This is a genomic window from Modestobacter sp. Leaf380, assembly GCF_001424485.1.
Lineage (GTDB): Bacteria > Actinomycetota > Actinomycetes > Mycobacteriales > Geodermatophilaceae > Klenkia.
The window spans coordinates 76993-96748 of sequence record NZ_LMQC01000006.1; the positions used below are offsets into that span (position 1 = coordinate 76993).

Annotated in this window: 19 protein-coding genes and 2 pseudogenes; 5 read left to right on the forward strand and 16 right to left on the reverse strand. The window is 70.1% G+C overall.

Annotated elements, in window-relative coordinates; all coding sequences use genetic code 11:
* Positions 1–64: 64 nt before the first annotated feature.
* On the forward strand, positions 65–1036 hold the full coding sequence (locus tag ASG41_RS06205; RefSeq protein ID WP_056291474.1) for an AraC family transcriptional regulator: 972 nt from the start codon (positions 65–67) through the stop codon (positions 1034–1036).
* Here the strand turns inward: ASG41_RS06205 and ASG41_RS06210 are convergent.
* The 3 genes and pseudogenes from ASG41_RS06210 to ASG41_RS25385 form a co-directional block, all read right to left on the reverse strand.
* Complete coding sequence (locus ASG41_RS06210) at positions 1012–2664, reverse strand: NAD-dependent malic enzyme (RefSeq protein ID WP_056291375.1); 1653 nt, start codon at positions 2662–2664, stop codon at positions 1012–1014. The genes ASG41_RS06205 and ASG41_RS06210 overlap by 25 nt on opposite strands.
* A 1419-nt stretch (positions 2665–4083) precedes the next feature.
* A complete protein-coding gene (locus ASG41_RS24580) occupies positions 4084–4686 on the reverse strand; it encodes an IS3 family transposase (RefSeq protein WP_235564562.1) in 603 nt (200 codons plus the stop codon).
* A gap of 29 nt (positions 4687–4715) precedes the next feature.
* A pseudogene (locus ASG41_RS25385) lies at positions 4716–5015 on the reverse strand (hypothetical protein); the annotation flags it as partial.
* A gap of 173 nt (positions 5016–5188) precedes the next feature.
* Between ASG41_RS25385 and ASG41_RS06220 the strand changes: the two are divergent.
* Positions 5189–6147 (forward strand): annotated as a pseudogene (locus ASG41_RS06220) (IS481 family transposase).
* A 13-nt stretch (positions 6148–6160) separates the two neighbouring features.
* Here the strand turns inward: ASG41_RS06220 and ASG41_RS25390 are convergent.
* From ASG41_RS25390 to ASG41_RS06255, 9 genes are all read right to left on the reverse strand, one after another.
* Complete coding sequence (locus ASG41_RS25390; protein WP_369799995.1) at positions 6161–7249, reverse strand: FtsX-like permease family protein; 1089 nt, start codon at positions 7247–7249, stop codon at positions 6161–6163.
* Between the two features lie 20 nt (positions 7250–7269).
* Complete coding sequence (locus tag ASG41_RS25395) at positions 7270–7926, reverse strand: ATP-binding cassette domain-containing protein (RefSeq protein ID WP_082556636.1); 657 nt, start codon at positions 7924–7926, stop codon at positions 7270–7272.
* A complete protein-coding gene (locus ASG41_RS06225; protein WP_162245535.1) occupies positions 7919–8947 on the reverse strand; it encodes a peptidoglycan-binding protein in 1029 nt (342 codons plus the stop codon). Before ASG41_RS06225 ends, ASG41_RS25395 begins: the two co-directional genes overlap by 8 nt.
* A 146-nt stretch (positions 8948–9093) precedes the next feature.
* Complete coding sequence (locus ASG41_RS06230) at positions 9094–9723, reverse strand: hypothetical protein (protein ID WP_157519089.1); 630 nt, start codon at positions 9721–9723, stop codon at positions 9094–9096.
* Positions 9724–9760: 37 nt separating this feature from the next.
* Entirely contained in the window at positions 9761–10072 is a 312-nt protein-coding gene (locus ASG41_RS23450) for a hypothetical protein (protein ID WP_157519091.1), read from the reverse strand.
* A gap of 201 nt (positions 10073–10273) precedes the next feature.
* On the reverse strand, positions 10274–10789 hold the full coding sequence (locus ASG41_RS22830) for a DDE-type integrase/transposase/recombinase (RefSeq protein WP_162245536.1): 516 nt from the start codon (positions 10787–10789) through the stop codon (positions 10274–10276).
* Positions 10786–11100, reverse strand: coding sequence for a leucine zipper domain-containing protein (locus tag ASG41_RS25400; RefSeq protein ID WP_082556639.1), 315 nt, complete (start codon positions 11098–11100; stop codon positions 10786–10788). Before ASG41_RS25400 ends, ASG41_RS22830 begins: the two co-directional genes overlap by 4 nt.
* Before the next feature lie 27 nt (positions 11101–11127).
* Positions 11128–11901 carry a maleylpyruvate isomerase N-terminal domain-containing protein gene (locus ASG41_RS25040; RefSeq protein WP_157519093.1) on the reverse strand — a complete coding sequence of 258 codons (774 nt, stop codon included), beginning with the start codon at positions 11899–11901 and terminating at the stop codon, positions 11128–11130.
* 455 nt (positions 11902–12356) lie between these two features.
* On the reverse strand, positions 12357–12638 hold the full coding sequence (locus ASG41_RS06255) for a hypothetical protein (RefSeq protein WP_157519095.1): 282 nt from the start codon (positions 12636–12638) through the stop codon (positions 12357–12359).
* 152 nt (positions 12639–12790) lie between these two features.
* On the opposite strand from ASG41_RS06255, the gene lepB reads away from it, so the two are divergent.
* Positions 12791–13675 (forward strand): signal peptidase I, encoded by an 885-nt coding sequence (gene lepB / locus ASG41_RS06260; protein WP_255352965.1) that lies wholly within the window; start codon positions 12791–12793, stop codon positions 13673–13675.
* Here the strand turns inward: lepB and ASG41_RS06265 are convergent, their stop codons facing one another.
* Positions 13676–14203 (reverse strand): bacterial proteasome activator family protein, encoded by a 528-nt coding sequence (locus tag ASG41_RS06265; protein ID WP_056291391.1) that lies wholly within the window; start codon positions 14201–14203, stop codon positions 13676–13678.
* An 84-nt stretch (positions 14204–14287) separates the two neighbouring features.
* Between ASG41_RS06265 and ASG41_RS06270 the strand changes: the two genes are divergently transcribed.
* Positions 14288–15505 carry a cysteine desulfurase-like protein gene (locus tag ASG41_RS06270; protein ID WP_056291393.1) on the forward strand — a complete coding sequence of 406 codons (1218 nt, stop codon included), beginning with the start codon at positions 14288–14290 and terminating at the stop codon, positions 15503–15505.
* Here the strand turns inward: ASG41_RS06270 and ASG41_RS06275 are convergent.
* Positions 15502–16476, reverse strand: a complete 975-nt coding sequence (locus ASG41_RS06275; protein ID WP_056291396.1) for an NAD(P)H-quinone oxidoreductase — start codon at positions 16474–16476, stop codon at positions 15502–15504. The genes ASG41_RS06270 and ASG41_RS06275 overlap by 4 nt on opposite strands.
* A 61-nt stretch (positions 16477–16537) precedes the next feature.
* Between ASG41_RS06275 and ASG41_RS06280 the strand changes: the two genes are divergently transcribed.
* Positions 16538–17758, forward strand: coding sequence for an FAD-binding domain-containing protein (locus ASG41_RS06280; RefSeq protein WP_056291398.1), 1221 nt, complete (start codon positions 16538–16540; stop codon positions 17756–17758).
* 75 nt (positions 17759–17833) lie between these two features.
* On the opposite strand, the gene ASG41_RS06285 is transcribed toward ASG41_RS06280, so the two are convergent.
* Positions 17834–18046: a DUF4177 domain-containing protein gene (locus ASG41_RS06285; RefSeq protein WP_056291400.1), complete on the reverse strand. Its 213-nt coding sequence runs from the start codon at positions 18044–18046 to the stop codon at positions 17834–17836.
* Between the two features lie 97 nt (positions 18047–18143).
* The gene (locus tag ASG41_RS06290) at positions 18144–19748 is read right to left on the reverse strand and encodes an AMP-binding protein (protein ID WP_056291402.1); all 1605 of its coding nucleotides are present in this window, start codon (positions 19746–19748) and stop codon (positions 18144–18146) included.
* Between the last annotated feature and the right edge of the window lie 8 nt (positions 19749–19756).

The window sequence follows — 19756 nt, forward strand, 5'->3', positions numbered from 1 at the left end:
AGGCGCGTGCGGGTCTCCATGGTCGATCAGCGCGTTCCCATGTCCCTGCGTCTAGGTTGTGCGCGTGGATGCCGTGTCCGGACTGCTGGACGGCCCGCGGGCGCGGGGCGCCTTCGTGCTGCGCTCGGTGCTGCGGCCCCCGTGGTCGCTGCGGATCGCCGACGGCGCCCCGTTGTCGGTGATCGTCGTCGTCTCCGGCGAGGCCCACGTGCAGACCGACGCCGGCGGGTCGGTGCACGCGGCCACGCCGGGCACGGTCGTGGTGGTCAGCAGTCCCGCCCCGTACGTGGTGTCCGACAGCCCCGGGCGGGCGCCGTCCGCGGTGATCGGGCCCGACCAGGTGTGCGCGCACCCCGACGGCGGACCGCTGACCGGGTTCAGCGAGCTGGGTGTGCGCACCTGGGGTCACGACCTGGAGGGCCCGCACGTCCTGCTGACCGGGACGTACCAGCTGCCGGCGGAGACCAGCCGGCGGCTGCTCGACGCGCTCCCGCCGCTGCTCAGCCAGCCCTTGGCCGGTGACGACCTGGCGTTGCTGCGGTGGCTGGAGCGTGAGGTCGGCCGTGACGGACCCGGGCAGGTGGCGGTGCTGGACCGGCTGCTGGACCTCGTGCTGGTCTCGGCGGTCCGCAGCTGGCTGGACCGTCCCGACACCCCGACCCCCCGCTGGTACGCCGCGCACGCCGACCCGGTGCTGCGCCCGGTGCTGGCCGTGATCGACGACCGACCCGGCGACCCCTGGACGGTGGCCTCGCTGGCCGCCGTCGCCGGGGTGTCCCGGGCTGCGCTGGCCCGCAGGTTCACCGAGACCGTCGGGGAGCCGCCGATGGCCTACCTGACCGGACGCCGGCTCGAGGTCGCGGCGGACCTGCTCCTCGAGCCGGGCGCCACCCTCACAGCCGTGGCCCGCCGGGTCGGCTACGGCACCCCGTTCGCGTTGTCCGCCGCCTTCACCCGGGTGCGCGGCCTCAGCCCCCAGGACCACCGGCGGACCCGACCGAGCGCCTGGGGTCAGGCGGTGGGGTCGCCGGTGTAGCTCGGCTGCCACATGGCGTCCTGCACGGCCTGGATCAGGTCGGGGTGCTCGTTGGTGGCCACACCGTCCTCGGCTGCGGCCCGGGCCACGGCGACGGCGACGGTGGCCGAGGAGGCCCGCAGGTCCCGCACCGGCGGGAGCAGGGAGGCGCCCCGGGGCGTGGGGTCGACCTGGCCGGCCACCGCCCGGGCGGCGGCCAGCAGCATGCCGTCGGTGACGTGGGTGGCGCCGCTGACGATCGTCCCGAGCCCCAGGCCGGGGTAGAGCAGGGCGTTGTTGGCCTGGCCGATCACGTAGTCGACGCCCTGGTGCGTGACCGGTGCGGTGGGGATGCCGGTGGTGACGAGTGCCTTGCCGTCAGACCAGGCGATGACCTGCTCGGGCATGACCTCGATGCGTTCGGTGGGGTTGGAGAGCGGCAGGACCACCGGTCGGTCCACGCCGCGGCACAGGGCCTCCACGATCGGCTGGGTGAAGGCGCCGTGATCGGTGGAGGTGCCGATGAGGATCGTGGGGCTGGTCTGCTCGACGACGGTCAGCAGCGTGACGGCGCCGTCCTCGCGGTCCCAGTCGGCGGCCTCGTCGGCGGGGCGGGCGTAGGCCTGCTGGTAGGCGGGCAGGTCGTCCATGTCGTCGGTGACCAGGCCGTGCACGTCGATCAGCCAGACGCGGGCGCGGGCCTCGTCCTGGCTCAGGCCGTCGCGCACCATGGCGGCGGAGATCTGGTCGGCCATGCCGGTCCCCGCAGTGCCGGCGCCGTAGACCACCAGCCGCTGGTCGGACCACGTCTGCCCGGTGACCTCCAGGGCGGAGAAGACGGCGGCCATGACGATGGCGCCGGTGCCCTGCATGTCGTCGTTGAAGATCCGGTGGTCCGCGGCGTTGTCCTCGAGGATCCGGCGGGCGTTGGCCGGGCCGAAGTCCTCGAAGTGCAGCAGCGCCTTGGGGAACAGCCGGCTGGTGACCTCGAGGTAGGAGGCGATGAGGTCGTCGTAGCGCTTGCCGGTGATCCTGGCGTGTCGGTTGCCCAGGTAGCCGGGGTCGTTGAGCAGCACCTGGTTGTCGGTGCCGCAGTCGAGGTTGACCGCGATCACCCGCCGGGGGTCGATGCCGGCCGCGGCGATGTAGACGGCCAACTTGCCGATCGAGATGTCGGTGCCGTTGACCCCCCAGTCGCCGATGCCGAGGATCTCCTGGGCGTCGGAGACCACGACGAGGTCGACGTCGTCCGGTCCCAGGCCCAGGGTGTCGAAGGACGCCTCGATGTCCTGCGGGCGGTCGATGGAGAGGTAGACGGCCCGGGAGCGGCGGTAGTCGTGGCTCCACTGCTTGATGGCGTCCCCCACGGTGGGGTCGTAGACGACGGGCAGCAATTGCTCGATGTGGTCGGTCAGGACCTTGAAGTAGAGGGTCTCGTTCCGGTCGTGCAGCTGGTCGAGGAACACGTACTCGTCCAGCGCGGTGTCCAGCCGCTCGAGCTGGGCGTGGGCGCGGGCTGCCTGCTGCTCCAGGGTCTCCACCGCAGCCGGGAGCCGGCCGGTCAGACCCAACGCGGCCCGTTCCTCGAGGGTGAACGCGGTGCCCCGGTTGCGCAGCGGGTCGTTGAGGACGGGCGGGGTGTGGACCACAGCGGGAGCTCCAAGATCGTCGGGAGAGCAGCCACTGGTGTCTACTCGGGACGTCCGGGGAGCGCGCCTTGCGGCCATGACGTGCGCTCCTTTTGGCCGTGACGTTCACGACGGGCCCCGGCGCTCGACTGGATCTCGGTGCTTGGGCGGGCGCAGCCGTGGTCTGCGGCCGAGCCCGCCGCAGCGCGGCCATCCGGGCGGTCGGCGGTGACGCCCTGAGACCGCGCCTGTGGGTGGCGAGCCGGGTGCAGGGGTACGGCTGTTCGTCTGGGTGCGCAGGAGGTGTGCGTGGGCAGGCGAGGCGGATGCGGCGTCGGCGGGTGCCGGTCGGGTTGCTCCCGATCCTGCGCATGCCACCCGCACGCCTTCTCTCCCAGGTTCTCGATGCGCCGCACCCAGCGAAGGGATGACGGGAGGAGCCACCCGATGAGCTGCCGGGTCGTTGTTCGGCGACGACGCCCACCGACTGCCGCGGCGCTGGTGGTCCCCGGCCAGGACGCGAGCCTGGTGCACGGCCGGGTGGAGCCAGGACATCGGCAGGCCTGACGGGCTGACCAGCCAGGACGGCGCCCCGTACGGGTAGCCGCGCGTGGGCGGGCTGCAACCGATGCTGCGGGACCGGCGTGCGCTGAGCGCGCTGGTGCAGGTCGCCGAGGACGTGCGACGGGCAGGCGACGCGCTGTCGCTCGGGACGGGCGCCGAACGCCTGCTGCTCCGTGGCCGGTACGCACACCGCTCGGCGCTGCCCACCGACCCGCACCGACCGCCTCCCCAGCCCCGCCTCACCCCCCAGGGTGAGGCGCATGGACCACTCCTCGCCCCCGCCCGCCTCCACGACGGGACTGGTCCCGGCAGCGACGCCCGGTGTCGGGCCGCCCGCAGGCGAAGTCTCGGTCGGGATCTGGGCCACTCACCAACTGCGGCGCGTCCACGACGACAGCGTCATCAGCACCCACTGCGGGCTGGCTGCGGACTCCAGGCCCTCGAAGAGCTGACGCTGGACCAGAAGATCGGCCCGAACTCCCCGGGACCCCTCGAGCGCATCCGGGTCTCGCTCGTCGACGTGGCCACCGGCGAGGCGGGAGCCTTCACGGTGGGGATGCCCCCTCGACTACGAGCCATCCGACATCTGCACCTGGCCCTGACTCCACACCCCTTGCCGGACCGGCGGGACTACGGGGTGGAGCCCGTCGGCGACGACCTTGCGGCATTCACAACAGGCATGCCCGTATAGCCAGAAAGGTCGTGGATGCGCCATGGTGTCCCGGCTAGAAGCCAGGACATCTTGACGAGCTTCTGCGTGGCCCATTCTCAGGTCGGGCTGTCGAGCGAGCAGGTCGCCACTTGCCTTCGTGGGAACGGCGACCACGCATCGTGGGGACTGCCCAGACTTCAGTTGACCCTGGTTCGGTAGGTGGGTCAGGCCGCGTGGGCGGCGTGGGTGAGTGTGTCGAACTCGATGGGGGTCAGTCGACCGAGGGTGTCTTGGCGTCGGCGCCGGTGGTAGGTGGTCTCGATCCAGGTGACGATGGCCAGGCGTAGTTGATCGCGAGTGGTCCAGCGTCGGCGGTTGAGGACGTTCTTTTGCAGGGCGAAGAAGGACTCCATGGCGGCGTTGTCTGCGCTGGTGCCGACCCGACCCATCGAGCCCTGCAGCTGGGCGTCTCGAAGGGCTGCGACGTAGGCGTGGGAACGGACTTGCGACCCCCTATCCGAGTGCACGATCGCCCCGGCCTCACCGCGGAGCGCCAGGGCGTTGGTCAGGGCGTCCACCGCCAGTTGGGAGGCCATGCGGGCGTCGATGGAGTAGCCGACGATCCGCTTGGTGCAGGCGTCCTCGATCGCGCAGAGGTAGAGCTTGCCCTCGGCGGTGGGGTGCTCGGTGATGTCGGTGAGCCACAGCTTGTTGGGGCATCGGCGGTGGACTCCCGGCGCACCAGGTCCTCGTGCACCGGGGGCCCGTGCCGGCGCCCGGTGCCGGGCTCGACCGAGCGCACCGACCAGATCCGTTGCTGGGTGCACCGCCGGTTGACCCTGTTGGGGGAAGCCTTCACACCGGCGGCGGCAAGCTCGTCGGTGAGAAACCGGTAGCCGAGTTCGGGGTCGTCGTGGTGGATGTCGAGGGCTGCGTTGATCAGGTGCGCGTCGTCCCAGTCCCGCTGGCTCACCGGGTTGGCCAGCCGCGTGTAGGAGGCTTGCTTCGAGAATCCGAGCACCCGGCAGGTCACCGCGACGGAAAGACAGGACTCCGACACCCCGAAGCTCTTGGCGACCTGGGCGATGGACTGTTCACCATGACGGGCAACAGCGATCACGTCAGGCCGGAACTCCAACGGGAACGGCTTGGGCACGATGACGATCCTTCCAGTGAGCCCAAGAGCTCACAGGTGAGTGGTCATCCGAACCCTGGGCAGTCCCTAGGTGTACCCGGCCAGGACGTTGGTGACGTACGGGCGGGTTGATCTTGGGAGGACCTCCGGGTGAGGTGTGGCTTGTCGAAGGCCCGCACACCCCGGAGGTCCTCATGGCCCACGCTCATGCCCGCACCACCGTTCATGGCCGCCTGCTGATCGTCCAGCGCGTTGCCGCAGGCATGCCCCAGGCTCACATCGCGGCGGCGATGGGCGTGTCGCGCAAGTGCGTGCGCACGTGGATCGCGCGGTTTGCAGCCGAGGGCGCCGCCGGTCTGGTCGACCGGTCCTCCCGCCCGCACACCATGCCCACCACGACCTCCCCGGAGGACGCCGAGCGGGTGCTGGAGGCCAGGAAGCAGCTGCGGTGCGGGCCCGACGGGCTCGCCGCCGCCACCGGGGTCCCTGCTCGCACCGTGTCGCGGTGCTGGCCCGGGCGGGCATGCCCAGGCTGGCCCTGCTGGACCGGATCAGCGGGGAGGTGATCCGGTCGTCCAAGCAGACCGCCATCCGCTACGAACGGGAGCGGCCAGGCGAGCTGGTGCACATGGACGTCAAGAAACTCGGGCGCATCCCCGCCGGCGGTGGCTGGCGCGCCCACGGCCGAGCCGCCGGCCACCGAGACCGCGCAGTCAAGATCGGCTACGACTACGTGCACTCGATGGTCGATCACCACTCCCGGCTGGCCTACTCCGAAGTCCTGCCCGACGAGAAAGGCACCACGTGTGCTGGGTTCCTCACCCGCGCAGCGGCCTACTTCGCCGACCACGGCATCCCCACCATCGAGCGGCTGATGACCGACAACGCCTGGGCCTACCAGCACTCACTCAAGGCCGTCTGCGCCCAGCTGGGCATCGCACAAAAGTTCATCCGACCGCACTGCCCCTGGCAGAACGGCAAGGTCGAACGCCTCAACCGCACCCTGGCCACCGAGTGGGCCTACCAGCAGCCCTTCACCAGCAACGACCAGCGCACCGCAGCCCTTGCCCCCTGGATCGAGCACTACAACAATCACCGCCGTCACTCAGCACTCGGCGGCAAGTCCCCGATCAGCCGACTGACACCAACCTGATGGCCGGGTACACCTAGGGGGTTCGGATAACACGCACAGGATCACGGTATGCCGCAAGAGTCGCTGGCCCGGTCGCAGCCAGGACACTTGTGAGAACTGTCAAGATGTAGACACCCAGAATGAACTCCACCGGGGGTGCTTGATCCGTGCGCAGTCCATAAAGCACGCCAACCGTTGTACCCATCAAGCCGCCCAGCACTCCACCGAATACCGTTCTAAGAACGACAAGGCTCATGATTGCGGTACGCGTTGCGCCCAATGCTCGGCGCCGCCCGAGATCAACTCGCCGGACGATAGTGTCGGCAAGCACGACAACCCCCGTCAACATCGCGCCCGCCACTAGTACGAGTAGAAGTACAGAGCGGCCATACGAACCAACGTCGGAACTCACTCCATCCTCAAGGCCAGCGAGCTGAGAGGGACTCTGTACGGTTATGTCAGCAGGATTCGGCGGGGAGACCAGCCGTAAGATCTGATTCTCGGTGGGCGCTACTTGCGCTGCACTGCTGATGACCGCCAGAATGGTGGAGACGTCCTGGGGGAATATCGGATCAGGCGCTGTGACTGTTCCTGCACCTATCTGGTCAAAAGGGGATGCAGACTCGTATATGCCTACAACGGCGTACTCTGCGCCGGTCGCGGAAACAACGAAGCCAAAGGGGCCATCCAGTCCAAGCGTTGCAGCTGCTGGCGCAGACACGGCGACCTCGGAAGCCAGCGGCCAGCGGCCAGCCGTGAGCGTGGCGGCCTTGGATGGATCACCGAAGAGCGTCCACAGCGCTACAGGGCTCCCACCGCCACCTTTGAGTGTCCCAGCGGTCACGTCTCGCGGTAATGACAATCCGATGGCTGACTCAACTGTGCTCAATGACTCCGTCACCCTTAGGGTGCCGGGTGACAGAAGGCCTTGCGCGCGCGTGTCGGTAACCGTTAAAAAGCGGCTCCCGGCCGCCTGTAGCCGCTCAGCGACGAGCTGCTCGGCTGCGGCTGTTTGGCCTACCGTTATAAGTGAAGTACCGGTCATTGATGCCGTGAGAAGTAATATGAGGAAAAGTGACACCTTTTGACTGAGTGCCGAAATGACTATCTCGCGAAGGAGCATCGTGGGGTGCACTGGTCAGTCTAAAGTGTCAGTGTCTGATCGGACTGGTTGACCACAAAGGGATCGTGGGTGGCGATCACTATCGTACGACCGGTACTGGCAGCTGCCCTGAGCGATCGCAGGACCTCGAAAGTGTTCGCGCGGTCGAGGTTGCCCGTCGGTTCATCGGCTAACACAACCTTAGGGTCATTGATCAAGGCTCGACAGATTGCAACTCGCTGCGCCTGTCCACCAGATATCTCGCCAGGTCGATGCGTTGCACGATGATCTACGCCCATCATCGTGAGGAGCTCCATTGCTCGGTCTCGTGTCTCTGGTGACCTGGTTCCGCTGTACAGGGCCGGCTCACAGACCGAGCTGAGGATGGACCGACTCGGTTCAAGTACGGCATCTTGAAAAACGAAGCCGATGCTGCGGGCGCGGATGCGAGACCGCTGCGCGTCCGAAAGGTCCGAAGATGGTGTCTCGAGGACACGGACGACTCCGCTGCTAGGTGTCAGCAATAGACCAAGAATGTATAGGAGGGTCGATTTTCCTCGACCTGATTCACCCGTGAGGGCAGTTACAGACCCTGGCACGAATCGATGAGTTAGACCAGCGAATAAGTCCTCCCCGTTGCGGCTGTAGCGAAAGGTCAAGTCGCTGACCGACAGCGCTGCGAGGGGTTCTCTAGTCAACCGTTGCCGCCTGGTTCGTCACGACCACGACCTCGCCCGTTGACACTCCTCGGACAACGGCTAGTCCTTGTCCCGTGCCCAAGACCGAGACGGCTCGCTCCTCCATGGTTTCCTTGATCACCACGTAAGCGGAGCCGTCGACGGCCGTCCGGACGGCGGAAACAGGAACCGCCGGACCTGCGACCTCGGGGACGATCTGAGCAGCACCTCGGAGGCTTACGGTTCCGCCGGCGGGAAGCCGCGTGCAATCTGCTCCGCAGATGGGTGTCGCCGTGCCGTTCGACAAGACCAGGACGGTATTACCGTCCTGGTCTGCGGTAGACCCACCGGTCGTGGCTTGCCAGGTGAGATCCTCGTACGCCATGTCCACAATTGTGCCTTCGGGGATCTGACTGGCCTGCTCATCACTCAGGACCAGCGTGAATGCTTGTTCCCCGCTCGGTCCAAAAACAGCATCTTCGCCACCCACGAGAGTGCGGGCGGGTTGGATGTCGTCAGACAATGAAAGGGCAACTGGCAGTGTAGGTACAGCTATGATCTCGCCCAGCGTGACTGCGCCTGACTGCGGGATGTTGAGCATCCGCTGCCAGGTGCGCACTGCGGTCGCCGTCGCGGAGTCAAACTTCTCATCAGGAGAGGGGCGGAAGAAACCAAGACCCTTCAAGCCGGCTTCCAGCTGGGTTACGTCGACCCCGACGGTGCCGAGCTCCAGTGTCCGATAGAACGGCACTTCGCCTTGGATGGCACGCACAGGCAGGCCCGAAACCTCGTATACTGTATCGCCAGCTCCGAAAGAGTCACTGTTGTTCACGCCTGTGATCACACCGACCAGTTGATTCGTCGCGATTAGTCTCAGAGGCTGCGAGACGGTGACGCCAACTTGCAGTGTCCGGCCGACGGCCGCTTCGGTGACCGTCGCATAGATGGGCCTCGCACTGGATTGAGAGGGCGATGACTCGGGAGCTAGCGCAGCTTGGGCAGCCCACCACCCTGCGCCAGCGGAACCGCCCAGAAGCAGCATCAGCAGCAGTGTGCCACCGATGCGGTTCCGGGTGGAAACGGAGCGGGGGGCTGCGGACGCCTCTCGTCTAAATCTCATCATTCGCCCTCATTGCAGGCATGCAGAACGTTAACCGGTACGTTGGCTGGTTCACGCCGGCTGGTGCGTCAATTCGCGTCCGGAAACAGTAAGTTGGTTGGCGCAATCTGCGGGCACCTCACCTCGAGCGCGTTCCACTCCGCATTGCTCAATTGCAGGTCGAACAACTCGGCAAATGGATAAAAGGGGTCGGTCGTGTAAGTCTCGATGAAGACTTCGCGGCTTGGGGGGTCACTTATCGTGTATCCCTCGGCGCGCAGACATGGAATGACAGAATCAACAGTCCAGTCGTACTGGATGCTGATCTGCCGATCCGTGTACGCGCCCATGAAATCGGGGTTGATCGGATAACTCGCCGCGCAGACATACTCGGCTAGGTTATAAGCTGCAACCTGGTCTGAGGGCAAGCCCGAATCGATAATCTCGGCCGTGTCAAACCCCTGCTCGAGGAGACAGTCGGCAACGAGCTGTTGTCGATCCTCTGGGGTGACCAGCCTGATCACCTCTACTGGAGGCGGGTCAGAGATTCCGAAGCCCGCCGCCAACTCCTGCTGCTGCTGCTCGATGGAGACCGAGTCGTCGTCAGCACTGTCGTGCTGGGCAGGAGAATCGGGCAAACTGTCGCTCGAACACGCCGAGGTGAGAAGCAGCAATAGGGTCAGCATCGGTACGGCCAGCGGCCGGGGCGAAGTGGTCAACTTCGTCCCGGCCGCGGATCCGTTCGGCGTTCGCACGTCAGACGCAGCGCGCCGAGCCAGTGTTGTTGAGCGTCCCATTGGACGTGTAGACCTCCCAGGTCCCGCTCTTGATCGCGAAGTTCGCCGAGTGAGCTCCACCGGAGTACCAAGTCACAGGGGTGGTGTTCACCTTGTGACGGACGTAGAAGTTTCCGTTGAATGCGGTGGTCTTGCTCGAAACGTTGATCTGGTTGCTGCAGCTGATGTTTCCGCTCTTGGACTCCGAAGCCGATGCAGGTCCAGCTACGGCCAGGGTGGCGAAGAGCGCCGCCATGCCGATGACGGCGCCGCGCTGCAGGGAGGACTTCACATGGACTCCTAGGTGGGGGAGGGGGACGAACGAATGCACGGGCACAGTGGCAGACAGCAAGCGGGTAATCAAGAGCGGTGAGTCTCTGAAAGAGAACACTTGGTGACGCATCGCCTGAAGGGCGGGCCGGCGGCCGTTCGACCAAGGCGGCAGATGCTCGGCTGCTGGCACCGTCGGTCGGGTCCTCTGCGCCGCGCCGGCTTAGGCCCACTCGTTCTGCATTGTGCGGTTGAACCGCTCGGCCTTGCCGTTGGTCCAGGGGCAGCCGGGCTTGATGCATCGGCGGGCGATGGTCAGGGTGGTGCAGGCGGTGATCCACGCGGCGACGCGGCGGTAGCTCATGGCGTTGTCGGTGAGCGCCCGGGTGACGGTGACCCCGCGGTCGGCGAACCAGGCCGCGGCGCGGGTGAGGAAGCCTGCGCAGGTGGTGGTGCGCTCATCGTCGAGGACCTCGGCGTAGGCCAGGCGGGTGTGGTCGTTGATGGCCACGTGCACGTAGTCCCAGCCCAGCCCCCGGCCTCGGACTTCCTCGGATCGGCCGTGCGCCCGCCTGCCGCCACCGTCGGGGATGCGGCCCAGCTTCTTCACGTCGACCTGCAGGAGATCGTCGGGGGCATCGGGTTCGTAGCGGACCTCGCTGTGCCGCCGGCCGCGCAGCAGTTCACCGGTGAGCCGGTCGACCTCAGCCAGTCGAGGTAGGCCGGCGCGGTCGATCACCGCCCCGATCGTGGAGGCAGCGACTCCCATGATCGGCGCCAGCCGCCGTGGCCCGGCGTGGTGGGCGTGGCGGGCGGCGATGATCTCGACGGTCTTGCCGGCGGGGTCTGGCGTGGCATGCAGTGCGGTCGGGAGGAGTGGTCGGCCAGTCCGGCATCGCCCTCGGCGCGCCAGCGGCGCACCCACTTGTAGACCGTCTCGCGGCTGACTCCCAGCTGCCTGGCTACCCGGCAGGGCCGGTGACCAGCGGCGACTCGGGAGACGATCAGCTTGCGGGCGTAGACGGTGGTGCGGGCATCAGCGTGGGCCACAGAGACCTCCGGTTGGGAACGGCGACGTCAAGCAGCGCCACTCCTCCCGGAGGTCTCACTCGCGAGCAAGCCGCCACGCCGACTGTCAACAACGTCTCCGGTCCCGACATCTAGGTGGTCCAGACGGGCTACGGGGGCATGTCGGGTGGCGTCGCCGGCCCCGGTGGGTCCTTGCCGTCGGGCCAGCGTTCCGCCCTGCTCACGCGCGAGGTCGGAGTCGGTCGCCCTGATGGCCAGCCCGTGGGCCCGGTCACGACCACCGGCCACGCCGACGGAGGTCGTGAGCTGGTACCGCAGTGCGATGATGGTCTGGTCGAGGACGTCGACGTCGAAACGCGCCCGCAGCAGTCCGGCGGCGAAGTCGGTCCAGGTCGTGGAAGCGTCGTCGACCAGGTGGGACACGACGTCGTGGACGGTCCAACCGGGACACAGCGACGGGGTGGGGTCACCGCAGGCCTGTCGGTGAGCCCGAGCCCTTCGCCGTGGGTGCGGTGCGGAGCCTTCGTCGCGCTGGGGTGGGGGGCAGTGCGGCCACCGCGGCGGCCAGGGCTCCCAACGACCAGGGCCAGCCAGCCACCAGGTTGGCGCTCGCCTGGAGGAAGGGGGTCGAGGTGGCACCGACGAGTCCGGCCCGACAGGCCAGCAACGCCAGCGTGCAGGCCACGAGCCAGCGGACGGCGCGCCGCGTGGGGAAACTGCGGCTCCGCAACGCCAGCGTCGGTGGAGCTGCCACGGCCCACAGGGAGCCTGCCAGGAAGACCCATCCCACCACCGCTGCCACCACCCACACGTGCACATCATGACTCGTGTCGAGATGCGTCCGGGGCGGGTCGGTCACGGTGTCTGCGCCGGCAGCGAGTGGGCAGTCGGAAGGGCCGGCCAGCACCCGAGGGCGGGATGGGTGAGCAGGTCGTCGACGAGTCGGTGGCTGCTGGCGACGACGGTGGAGCCGACGCCGATCCCCGTGCCGATGACCCTCGCGCGGCCACCTGCCAGCCGTTGCCCGCACCTGCTTCCGGGGGTCCGTCTGCCGAGCAGGTGACCGAGGCCTGCGAGGGGCAGTCGTTCGGCGGGCCCTGGGCCCCACGGCCCGGCGAGGAGGTCAGCGAGGTACTGGGCGGAGGTGGGGTCCTGCCCGTGGACCGGTCCGGGTGCGATCACGCGGTCACAGCCGGCCGCTCCGAGGTCGGGCGTCGGTTCCCTGGAGAGGACGACCCTCGGTGGGTCGCCAGCGTCGTCTGGCGGCCGCGGCCCCGTCAGCCCAGGTCGGCGAGTGCCGCCCGCGCGTCAGCGAGGTCCGTGGCGACGTCTGCTCGCCGGTCCTGGGCCCAGGCCTCCAGCTGCTGGCTCAGCACCGCGCGGGCCTGGAGGTCCTCCCAGCCGAACTGCGCCCGGAGGCCGGTGACGGCGGCGGCGCGATCGGCTGACCGTTCGACGATGCCCAGCACGGCGGCACGGTGGTCGCCGGCCTGGGCCAGGGCGGACAAGAAGTAGACGCGCTGTTCCAGGCGGCGGCGGGTCTTCGCTGGCGTCGTCATGGGGCTGATCATGGTGGACGGGGCTGACTGCCGGACGCGACGGCGAGTCGAAGACCGGTCGTCCTCCGTCTCTGGGAAGACCACGGGCGAGGAAGCAGGACGTCCACCGCCGAACCGGCGTCCTGGACGGCTGCTCGTGGGAGTCTCCCCTGGTGAGAGACGCGGGAGCCCCTGGCGGTCGATGGTCCCGGTGGCGTGGGCGCGAGGGGGCGGACAGCAGCAGGCGGCGCTCGCTGCTGCGCGAGCTCCCGGTCCTGCTGGTGGTCGCCCTCGCGCTGGCGGTGCTGGTGAAGACGTTCCTGGTGCAGGCCTTCTTCATCCCCTCGGGGTCGATGGAGACCACGCTGCACGGCTGCGCCGGCTGCACGGGGGACCGGGTGCTGGTGCTCAAGCCGCCCTACTGGTTCGCCGACCCGGAGCCGGGCGACATCGTGGTCTTCGAGGGCCCGAACACGTGGACGTCGCAGACGCAGGCAGCTGAGTCGGAGGGCGTGGTGAGCGCTGTCCTCACGTTCCTGGGGCGGGCCGTCGGGGTGGGGCCGCCCGCCGAGGACGACTTCGTCAAACGGGTGATCGCGGTCGGCGGGCAGACGGTGCAGTGCTGCGACGAGGCGGGTCGGGTCACCGTGGACGGGGCGCCCCTCGAGGAGCCTTACGTCTTCCAGGACAGCCCGCTCACCGATGGCCCGGGCGGACGGGCGTTCGGGCCCGTCACCCTGCTCGAGGATCAGTTGTGGGTGATGGGTGACCACCGCTCCCAGTCCTCGGACTCCCGCGTCCACGGGCCGATCGGGGTGGCCGACGTGATCGGCAAGGCCTCGGTCGTCGTGTGGCCGCTCAGTCGGGTCACCGTCCTCGACGACCCGGACATCCAGGCCGTCGCCGGGGGAGCGGGCACCACCGGGGCACTCGGCGGGGGGCTGCTCCTCGCGACCGCCCACGCGGTCGCCCGACGTCGGGGTGAGCCGCGGGCCGGCGGCGGCGGGACGGCCGACGCGCGAGCGCCGCCCCGCCCCGCCCCGCTGCTCGACCGGTGACTAGAGGTACTGGCCCCCACCGGGCTGCTGCGGCATCCCGGGCTGCTGCCCACCGGGCAGGGCCTTGCGGCGCATCTCCTCCAGCTGGGCACGGGCGGCCATCTGCTGGGCGAACAGCGCGGTCTGGATGCCGTGGAAGACGCCCTCCAGCCAGCCGACCAGCTGGGCCTGGGCGATGCGCAGCTCGGCGTCGGAGGGGGTCACGCCGTCGGTGAACGGCAGGGTGATCCGCTCCAGCTCCTCGCGCAGCTCGGGGGCCAGGCCCTTCTCCAGCTCGCGGATCGAGGAGGCGTGGATGTCGCGCAGCCGGTTGCGGCTCGCCTCGTCCAGGGGGGCCGCCCGGACCTCCTCGAGCAGCTGCTTGATCATGGTGCCGATCCGCATCACCTTCGCGGGCTGCTCGACCAGGTCGGCGACACCGCCCTCGCCGTCGGCGGGCATCGGCATCGCGCCGACGGGCTGCCCGTCGGGTCCGACGACGACGACCTGCTGCTGGCCCGGGGCCCCGTTCGGTGTGGGTGCGGTCATGCCCCCCATCCTGCCCTCTGCCGGCCGCGACCGAACGTGACGGACTGACCCCTCACCGGCGCAGCCGCCCGTTAGGGTGCGCACATGTCATCGGGGGCCGCGGCGCTGGACGTCGCGCGTGTCCGCGGGCTGTTCCCCGGCCTCTCCGACGGCTTCGTGCACGCCGACGGCCCGGCGGGCGCCCTGGTGCCCGAGAGCGTGCTGCGGGCGGTCTCCCAGGCCATGCGGGTGCCCATCGCCAACCGCGGCGGGGTGTTCCCCTCCTCCGCCCGTGCCGAGCAGCTGGTCAGTGCCGCACGGTCCGCCCTGGCCGACCTGGTCGGCGGCGTCCCGAACGGCGTCGTGCTGGGCCCCAACACGACGTCGCTGACCTACACGATGGCCCGCACGCTGGCCAAGACCTGGCGCCCGGGCGACGAGGTCGTGGTGAGCCGGCTGGACCACGACGCCAACATCCGGCCCTGGGTGCAGCTGGCCGAGGAGGCCGGGCTGCTGGTCAAGTGGGCCGAGGTGGACATCGAGTCCGGCGAGCTGCCCGACTGGCAGTACGACGAGCTGCTCACCGAGCGCACCCGGCTGGTCGCCGTCACGCTGGCCAGCAACGCGATCGGCACCCGCCCCGACGTCCGGGCGATCGCCGACCGGGCGCACGCCGTGGGTGCGCTGGTCTACGTGGACGGCGTGCACGCCGCCCCGCACGGCCTCATCGACCTGGCCTCCACCGGCGCCGACTTCCTGGCGCTGTCGGCCTACAAGTGGTGCGGCCCGCACCTGGGCGCCGTCGTCGCCGACCCCGCCCTGCTGGAGACGCTGAGCCCGGACAAGCTGACCCCCAGCTCCGACCGGGTGCCCGACCGCTTCGAGACCGGCACCCCGGCCTTCGAGCTGTACGCCGGGGTCGCGGCCGCCGTCGAGCACCTCGCCTCGCTGTCGCCGGAGGCCACCGGCACCCGCCGACAGCGGCTGGCCACCTCGATGGCCGCGGTCGCCGAGTACGAGGGTGCGCTGTTCGACCGGCTGGACCGGGCGCTGCGCGGCATGGCGCACGTCCAGGTGCTGGGCAGCCCGCTCTACCGGACGCCGACGCTGTCCTTCACCGTCTCCCGCATGCGCCCGCGCCAGGTGGCCACCGAGCTCGCCCGGCGCAACATCTGCGCCTGGGACGGCGACTACTACGCCCGCGAGCTCTTCGACGCCCTGGGCGTCAACGAGCAGGGTGGTGCCGTCCGCCTCGGGCTGTTGCACTACAACACGGCCGAAGAGGTCGAGCACATGATCGAGAGCATCTCCGACCTGCGTTAGCCCTCGTTGACCAGCAGGACCTTGCCGATGTGCGAGCTGGCCTCCAGGACAGCGTGGCCCTCACCGGCGCGGGTCATCGGCAGCCGGCGGTCCACGATCGGGCGGACGGTGCCGCGCTCGACGTCGGGCCACACGTCGTGCCGGACGGCGGCGACGATCTCGGCCTTGGAGTGCGGGCCGGTCGCCGGCCGGCCACGCAGCGCGGTGGCGTGCACGGTGCCGCGCTTGCGCAGCAGCTTCCCCAGGTCCAGCTCGCCCTTCACCCCGCCCTGCATGCCGATGACGACGATCCGGCCGTCGGGGGCCAGCACGTCCACGTTGCGGGGCAGGTACTTCGCGCCCATGTTGTCCAGCACCACGTCGGCCTGCCCGACGACCTCCACGAAGTCCTGCTCGCGGTAGTCGACGAGCACCTCGGCGCCCAGCTCCCGGCAGAAGTCCAGCTTGGCCTGGCTGCCGGCCGTCGTCGCCACCCGGGCGCCGGCCCGGACGGCGAGCTGGATGGCCATGGTGCCGATGCCGGAGGACCCGCCGTGCACCAGGAAGGTCTCCCCGCGGCGCAGGCCGGCGAGCATGAAGACGTTGGACCAGACCGTGCAGACCACCTCGGGCAGCGCGGCGGCGGTGGCCAGCTCGACGCCGGCCGGCTTGGGCAGCACCTGCCCGGCCGGGACGGCGACCTTCTCGGCGTACCCGCCACCGGACAGCAGCGCGCACACCTCGTCGCCGACCGACCACTCCGTGACCCCGGCGCCGACCTCGGAGACGATCCCGCTGCACTCCAGCCCCAGGATCTCGCTGGCGCCCGGCGGGACCGGGTAGGCGCCCTGCCGCTGCAGCAGGTCCGCGCGGTTGACCGCGGCGGCGACGACGTCGATCACGACCTCGCCGGGCTGGCAGACCGGGTCGGGGGCCTCGCCCCAGACCAGGACCTCGGGACCGCCGGGGGACTCCATCGTGATCGCTCGCACGGGACCGACCGTAGGCCGCACCCGTCCGGCGCGCGCGGCCGGGAACCCGCAGGGTGGAGCGGTGAGCCAGCTCCCCGTCCCCGCCGTCGCCGACGTCCCCACCTGGGTGGGTGAGCACCTGGGGCACCTGCACCGGGACGACGCCGTCCGCCCCTCGGGCCGGTTCCGGGGCGGTCAGGCGGCCGCGGACGCCGCGCTGGCCACCCTGGACGTCGCCGGGTACGCCGGCCGGCGCAACGAGGTGCTGCCGGAGTCCCGCCGGGGCGCCTCGGCGATGAGCCCCTACATCCGGCACGGCCTGCTGCCGCTGCCCGAGGTCTGGGACGCCGTCGCCGACGCCCCGACCCGGGACCGGACCAAGTACCGCGACGAGCTGCTCTGGCAGGAGTACTCCCGGCACCTGTACGCCCGGCTGGGCACCCGCACCCGGACGGCGCTGCGGGCCGAGCCGGCCCGGGCCCGGGCGCGCTGGCAGGAGCCGTGGCCGCGCGAGATGGCCTGCCTGGACACCGTGCTGGGCGAGCTGGACGCCGACGGTTGGCTGGTCAACCAGACCCGGATGTGGGTGTCCTCCCAGTGGACGGTGCGCGCCGGCCACGACTGGGCGGCGGGGGAGGACGAGCTGTACGCCCGGCTGCTGGACGGGTCGCGGGCGGCCAACCGGGTCGGCTGGCAGTGGACGGTGGGTGCCGGCAACGGCAAGGCCTACGGCTTCTCCCGCTGGCAGGTGCGCAAGCGGGCGCCGGGGTTGTGCGAGCGCTGCCCGCTGGCCGCCGACTGCCCGATCGAGCAGTGGCCCGACGACCAGCCCACCCGCTGGTTGGAGCGCGAGCCGCTGATGGCCGCCGACCCCGCGCCCGACGTCACGGGTGGCCCCGCGGAGGTGGAGACGACGGGGGAGCCCGACGCCGTCTGGCTGACCGCCGAGTCGCTGGGCGCGGCCGACCCCGCGCTGGCCGCGCACCCGGACCTGCTGGTGGTCTTCGTGTTCGACGAGCCGCTGCTGGCCCGGCTGCGGCTGGCCTCCAAGCGGCTGGTGTTCCTCACCGAGACCCTGGCCGAGCTGGCGGAGGACCGGGACGTGCAGCTGCACCTGGGGGAGCCGGCCGCCGAGCTGGCCGGCCGGTCGGTGGCGGTGACGCACGCGCCCGTGCCCGGGTTCCGCCGTCGGGCTGCCGACGTGGAGCCGGTCGAGGTGCACCCCTGGCCGTGGCTGCACCGCCCGCACGCCGGCCCGGTGAGCTCCTTCAGCGCCTGGCGCAAGGGCCTGCCTCGCCGCTGACCCCGCAGGACGGCGACGGCGACACCCCGTGCACCGGGGTGTCGCCGTCGCCGTTCTGCAGTCTCGACCGGGCGGTCAGCCGACGGGGCGCTCGAAGGTGACGAGCACGCCCTCGGTGCTGCCCGGCCCGATGCGGCCCTTGACGTCGGCCGTGGTGACCGACTTGACCTGCCAGCCGTCGGCGGCGTGCTCGTTGAGGACCTTCTCCAGCTTGTCGCCGGACATCTTGCCGCCGATCATGCCCTCGCGGAGCTCGGCGACCTTGTACTCGTAGCGCTGCTTGGCCATGGTGCTCCGTCCTCGTGGCCCCGGTGCCCGGGGCGCCCGTCGGACAGCATGCCGCCCGACGGCCGTCGCGACGTGCCTCTCGCGTGAGACACGCAGGTCAGCGGGCCCTCAGCTCCTTGCGGAGGATCTTCCCGGCCGCGGACTTGGGCACCGCGTCGATGAACTCCACGATCCGGATCTTCTTGTGCGGGGCGACCTTCTCGGCCATGTAGTCCTTGACCTCGTCCTCGCTGATCTCGGTCCCCGGTGCCCGGACCAGGAACGCCTTGGGCAGCTCCTCGCCGGACTCGGCGTCCTTCACCCCGATGACGGCGGCGTCGGCGATCTGCGGGTGGCCGATCAGCACGGCCTCCAGCTCGGCCGGGGCCACCTGGTAGCCCTTGTACTTGATCAGCTCCTTGACCCGGTCGACCACCGTGTAGCGGCCGGCGTCGTCGACGATCGCGACGTCGCCGGTGTGCAGCCAGCCCTCGGCGTCCAGCGTCTCGTCGGTCGCCTGCGGGTTGTTCAGGTAGCCGGCCATCACCTGTGGGCCGCGGACCCACAGCTCGCCGCGCTCGCCCTCGGCGGCGTCGGCACCGGTGGCCGGGTCGACGAGCCGGCACTCGGTGTTGGGCAGCGCGTAGCCGACGGTGCCCTTGGGGGTGGCGCCCGCGCCGGCGGGCTCCAGGCCGTGGTCGGGGGTGGTGTGGCTGACCGGGGACAGCTCGGTCATGCCGTAGCCCTGGGCGACGGTGACGCCGTCGTCCCCGGTGCCGGCCAGGGCCCGCAACCGGTCCTGGGCCGCGAAGGCCAGCGACTCGTCCAGCGGGGCCGCACCGGAGGTGACCGAGCGCAGCGAGGACAGGTCGAACTGCTCGACCAGCGGGTGCTTGGCCAGCGCCAGCAGGATCGGCGGCGCCACGAACGCGCGGGTCACCCGGTGGTCCTGGATGGCGCGCAGGAACTGCTCCAGGTCGAAGCGCGGCAGCGTGATGACGGTGCCGCCCCACTGCAGGCCCTGGTTCATCAGCACGGTGAGGCCGTAGATGTGGAAGAACGGCAGGACGGCGATGATCCGCTCGTCGCCGTCGTGCAGGTCGATCAGCGGCACCGTCTGGGCGACGTTGGCCACCAGGTTGCGGTGGGTCAGCATCACGCCCTTGGGCAGGCCGGTGGTGCCGCTGGAGTAGGGCAGCGTGACCAGGTCGGTGGCCGGGTCGATGTCCGGGGTGACCGAGGGCGCCTGGGTGCCCAGCAGGTCGCGCAGGCTGTCCGCGCCCTCGGCGCCGTCGAGCACCACCAGGTCGGTGACGCCGGCGGCCTCCATCGCGGGGCGGGCCCGGTCCAGGAACGGGGAGACGGTGATCAGCGTCCTGGCGCCGGCGTCCCTGAGCTGGAAGGCGATCTCGTCGGGCGTGTAGAGCGAGTTGATCGGGCTCATCACGCAGCCGGCGGCCGCGATGCCGTGGAAGACCACCGGGAACCAGATGGTGTTCGGGGAGAAGACGGCGACGACGTCGCCCTTGCCCAGCCCGCGGGCGTGCAGCGCGGCGGCGAAGCGGTCCACGTACGCGAGCAGCTGGCCGTGCGTGATGGTCTCGCCGGAGAGCCCGTCGACCAGGGCCGGGTGGTCACCCAGCTCGCGCGACCGCGCCAGGACGTAGGTCGGGACGGCGGCGTCGGGGATCTCGACGTCGGGGAAGCGGCTGGCGTACGCCACGGGGGGTC

What these genes read in the sequence shown, in the direction of transcription:
- ASG41_RS06270 (WP_056291393.1), top strand. Translation starts at nt 14,288, where the DNA reads ATGTCATCGGGGGCCGCGGCGCTGGACGTCGCGCGTGTCCGCGGGCTG.
- ASG41_RS06265 (WP_056291391.1), bottom strand. Translation starts at nt 14,203, where the DNA reads ATGACCGCACCCACACCGAACGGGGCCCCGGGCCAGCAGCAGGTCGTC.
- ASG41_RS25390 (WP_369799995.1), bottom strand. Translation starts at nt 7,249, where the DNA reads ATGCTCCTTCGCGAGATAGTCATTTCGGCACTCAGTCAAAAGGTGTCA.
- ASG41_RS06225 (WP_162245535.1), bottom strand. Translation starts at nt 8,947, where the DNA reads ATGCTGCTTCTGGGCGGTTCCGCTGGCGCAGGGTGGTGGGCTGCCCAA.
- ASG41_RS06285 (WP_056291400.1), bottom strand. Translation starts at nt 18,046, where the DNA reads ATGGCCAAGCAGCGCTACGAGTACAAGGTCGCCGAGCTCCGCGAGGGC.
- ASG41_RS25040 (WP_157519093.1), bottom strand. Translation starts at nt 11,901, where the DNA reads ATGATGTGCACGTGTGGGTGGTGGCAGCGGTGGTGGGATGGGTCTTCC.
- ASG41_RS06255 (WP_157519095.1), bottom strand. Translation starts at nt 12,638, where the DNA reads ATGACGACGCCAGCGAAGACCCGCCGCCGCCTGGAACAGCGCGTCTAC.